General features: G+C 55.8%; 5 protein-coding genes. 3 read left to right on the plus strand and 2 right to left on the minus strand.

The window, feature by feature from the left end:
- Nucleotides 1-106: 106 nt before the first annotated feature.
- Nucleotides 107-889 (minus strand): IS3 family transposase, encoded by a 783-nt coding sequence (locus ACRZ95_RS22700; protein ID WP_480424918.1) that lies wholly within the window; start codon nt 887-889, stop codon nt 107-109.
- A gap of 2 nt (nt 890-891) precedes the next feature.
- Nucleotides 892-1,230 carry an integrase core domain-containing protein gene (locus ACRZ95_RS22705; RefSeq protein ID WP_480433214.1) on the minus strand — a complete coding sequence of 113 codons (339 nt, stop codon included), beginning with the start codon at nt 1,228-1,230 and terminating at the stop codon, nt 892-894.
- On the opposite strand from ACRZ95_RS22705, the gene ACRZ95_RS22710 reads away from it, so the two are divergent.
- From ACRZ95_RS22710 to ACRZ95_RS22720, 3 genes are all read left to right on the plus strand, one after another.
- Nucleotides 1,147-1,608: a hypothetical protein gene (locus tag ACRZ95_RS22710; RefSeq protein ID WP_480555640.1), complete on the plus strand. Its 462-nt coding sequence runs from the start codon at nt 1,147-1,149 to the stop codon at nt 1,606-1,608. The genes ACRZ95_RS22705 and ACRZ95_RS22710 overlap by 84 nt on opposite strands.
- Nucleotides 1,608-2,582 carry an ExeA family protein gene (locus ACRZ95_RS22715; RefSeq protein ID WP_480425612.1) on the plus strand — a complete coding sequence of 325 codons (975 nt, stop codon included), beginning with the start codon at nt 1,608-1,610 and terminating at the stop codon, nt 2,580-2,582. Before ACRZ95_RS22710 ends, ACRZ95_RS22715 begins: the two co-directional genes overlap by 1 nt.
- A gap of 267 nt (nt 2,583-2,849) precedes the next feature.
- On the plus strand, nt 2,850-3,404 hold a 555-nt coding region (locus ACRZ95_RS22720), incomplete at its 3' end, for a hypothetical protein (RefSeq protein ID WP_480555638.1).

Below are 3,404 nucleotides of genomic sequence, written 5' to 3' on the forward strand. Positions count from 1 at the left end.
ATCATCGCCAGACGTAACGCCTCATCATCCTTTGGCGCTGCGCGGTATTGCAGCGTGCTCCGCGCCAATCCAATCACGCGACAGGTGCGCCTGTCCAGCCCCAATTCTATGGGCCAGTTTTGAGCAAGGTTTCTGGAACGGGCGGTCGCATGTTTAGAGCCTGATGGGGTCTGACACGATTGTACTGTCTAAGCCAGGTATTGATGACGATCTGAGCCTGTTTGGTGGTGTGGAACCATTCTGCGTTGAGGACTTCCCGGCGCAGAGTGCCATTGAAGCGCTCGTTGTATCCATTCTCCCAAGGTGATCCCGGGTAGATTTGGATCGGCTTAATGCCCACCTTTCTTAACCAGGTCTGCAGGGCCGTTGCGATGAACTCCGCGCCGTTGTCGGAACGGATGTGTTCGGGCTTCCCGTGCCGCAATAAGAGTGGGTAGAGCGCATCCAGCACGTCTGCGCTGTTCATCTTCGGCTTGACCGCTACGCAGAGCGCCTCACGGGTATACTCATCCAGCACCGTCAGCATCTTGTAGCTCTGTCCGTTGCTCAGCTTGTCGTGGACAAAGTCAATGCTCCAGATGTGATTGGGATGTTGCGGTCGGAGCCGGATGATCGAGCTGTCCTTGTGGTACAGCCGTTTGCGTTTCTTGTGCCGTTGTGGGAGCTGCAAGCCTTCTTCGCGCCATAGTCGTTCGATCTTTTTATGATTGACTGCCCAGCCTTCGACACGCAGCAGCTCGGCGACCTTGCGGTAGCCGTAGCGCCCATACCGTTTGGCCAATCGGATCATCGCCAGACGTAACGCCTCATCATCCTTTGGCGCTGCGCGGTATTGCAGCGTGCTCCGCGCCAATCCAATCACGCGACAGGTGCGCCTGTCCAGCCCCAATTCTATGGGCCAGTTTTGAGCAAGGTTTCTGGAACGGGCGGTCGCATGTTTAGAGCCTGATGGGGTCTGACACGATTGTACTGTCTAAGCCAGGTATTGATGACGATCTGAGCCTGTTTGGTGGTGTGGAACCATTCTGCGTTGAGGACTTCCCGGCGCAGAGTGCCATTGAAGCGCTCGTTGTATCCATTCTCCCAAGGTGATCCCGGGTAGATTTGGATCGGCTTAATGCCCACCTTTCTTAACCAGGTCTGCAGGTGTTTGATCACGAGCTGTTCGTTGAGTGGAACGACAAGCGCTTTGGCCCCTACCGCCCGACAGGTGGGCCTATCCCGCTGCATCGCTATCGCAAGCCCAAGAAAACACAAACACAGGCACGGGCCGACAGGATCGGAGATCTTGCGCAGAAGATCTCGGTGCCCAGATCGGCGCTTGCCGGGTTGGATTCAAGCCTGGCCAAAGCCGCAGACGTACTGCCGTTCGCCAGCCAGGCCTTTGTCGATCCGGATCCCTATGGAGAGTTCACCTATAGCAGCCGATTGGATGCGCTGCGCGGGGTCTCGGATTTGCTGCACAAGCCGCTGGCCCGCCTGACAGACGAGGATCTGTCGTTCGTGAATGATCTTGTCGACCGGACGCTCGACAAGGCGGAAATCAAACAGGAAATAGCCGCCCGGTTCTCGCCGAAGCGACCGGCCGCTGAAGAGGAGAGCGAGTAATGCTGAATGCCGAGATCATGGCGCGATATGGGCTGATCAAGGACTGGCGAGCTGCCGGATTCTATGAGACCGAGAACCATCGTCAGATCACCCACACCGTCCGGGCGGGCATTGGAACCGGACGCCTGATCGCTGTGACAGGCCCAGTTGGCATCGGCAAGACTGTGTTCCTGCACCGGTTGCAAGATGAAATTGCGCGCGAAAAGAAGGTCACTGTCGCCGAAAGCCTGTCGGTGGACAAAGCCCGCACGACCGTTCCGACGCTAATCTCAGCCCTGTTCTACGATCTCTCACGAGAGAAAGAACCAAAGATTCCAACCCAAGGTGAAAAGAGGGAACGAGAACTTCAGAAGCTGGTAGCCCGCTCCGGAAAGCCCGTGGCGCTGTTTGTCGATGAGGCCCATGATCTGTATGGAAAGACATTGATCGGGCTGAAACGCCTGATGGAAGTGATCGCGCGCGGCGGAGGCAATCTGTCCGTTATTCTGGTCGGCCATCCGAAGCTGCGAAACGACCTTCGCCGCCCAACGATGGAAGAGATCGGGCATCGCACTGATATCCTGCCCTTCGAAGGATTGGGGGAAGAGTCCCGAACCTATCTCGACTGGCTTTTGGACCAGTGTACCGAGGACGACGCTCCACTTGACGAGATTATCGAACCGGCGGCGCTGGACCTACTGGCAGAGCGCCTGACCACACCCTTACAGTTTGCCGAATATTTAAACCGGGCATTGGAGGCCGGGTTCCGCATCGGCCAGAAACCAATCACGCCGGATATTGTGTCGGCCACCCTGGCCCCCGACTTTGATGACTTGGAGCCACGTCTCACCCGGCAGGGCTATTCTGTGAAGGTATTGGCGGATCAGTTCCAGTCCAAACCTGCCGAGATCAAACGCTTCCTGAGCGGGCAGCTTGAACCCGCGCGGACCCGCGAATTGGCAGAGCGAATGCGGATGGCGGGGTTGTCGCTATGAGGTCATGTGGATGGTCTCACCCCACCGATCCCAGTCTCAGAAATGTGAGCCCGTCTCAATTATTCTGAGCCCGTTCTCAAATAAAGTGGTCCCAAATCGAATTATAGTCTCAAATAATCTGAGCCAGAAACAGCGATGATCTCGCGCCCAACGGATTATGATCTCAAGCCGCTACACATAGGGTTCAGGAATGGCTCATTTCGCGGTAATTTTCACACCGCAATTGCACGACTTTCACCAAATCTCACTCCCGCGTTCAGAGCCGGTGTGAGCGCGATCATCGGGCATGGATACAATCCGAATGCGGAGACTCTGATTGATGGCGCGATCGTCGACATCAACGGATTTGAGGCCGTAGTATCGGACGCAGCAGAGTGCAGTGACAAGTCAGTCAACTCGCATGATCGCAAATTCTGGCTTGCGATGCACAATCGCGACTATGACGATCACGCTATTGAGCACTACTGGGAACAGGCGGGCGAAGACGGTCATACTGCTGGCGAAGTCCTGAAAGCTTACGTGGATGCTCGCCGTGCTACAGGCGATTGGCAGTCTTTGGCAAACCACCCACGACGCGCCTCATTCGTTTGGGAGTGGATTAACTGTGCGAGCCGCGATGAGAGTGATGTTACAGAAGAAGAGCTCACGGCAATAAGCAAAGCGGCTCTGAAACATCGCCACGAAAACCACTTTTGGAACCTTGCAGATAAGGAATTCAAAAAATCACTATCTAGCCAATTGGCAGTTCGATTGCGGGAGGGTTCCGAAGACCGAGACGTTAGGTCAAATGCCGCGCGAGTGGCACTCAACCATAAACCTCTG

Source organism: Ruegeria sp. AI3, from assembly GCF_056541245.1.

What these genes read in the sequence shown, in the direction of transcription:
- ACRZ95_RS22705 (WP_480433214.1), bottom strand. Translation starts at nt 1,230, where the DNA reads ATGCAGCGGGATAGGCCCACCTGTCGGGCGGTAGGGGCCAAAGCGCTT.
- ACRZ95_RS22715 (WP_480425612.1), top strand. Translation starts at nt 1,608, where the DNA reads ATGCTGAATGCCGAGATCATGGCGCGATATGGGCTGATCAAGGACTGG.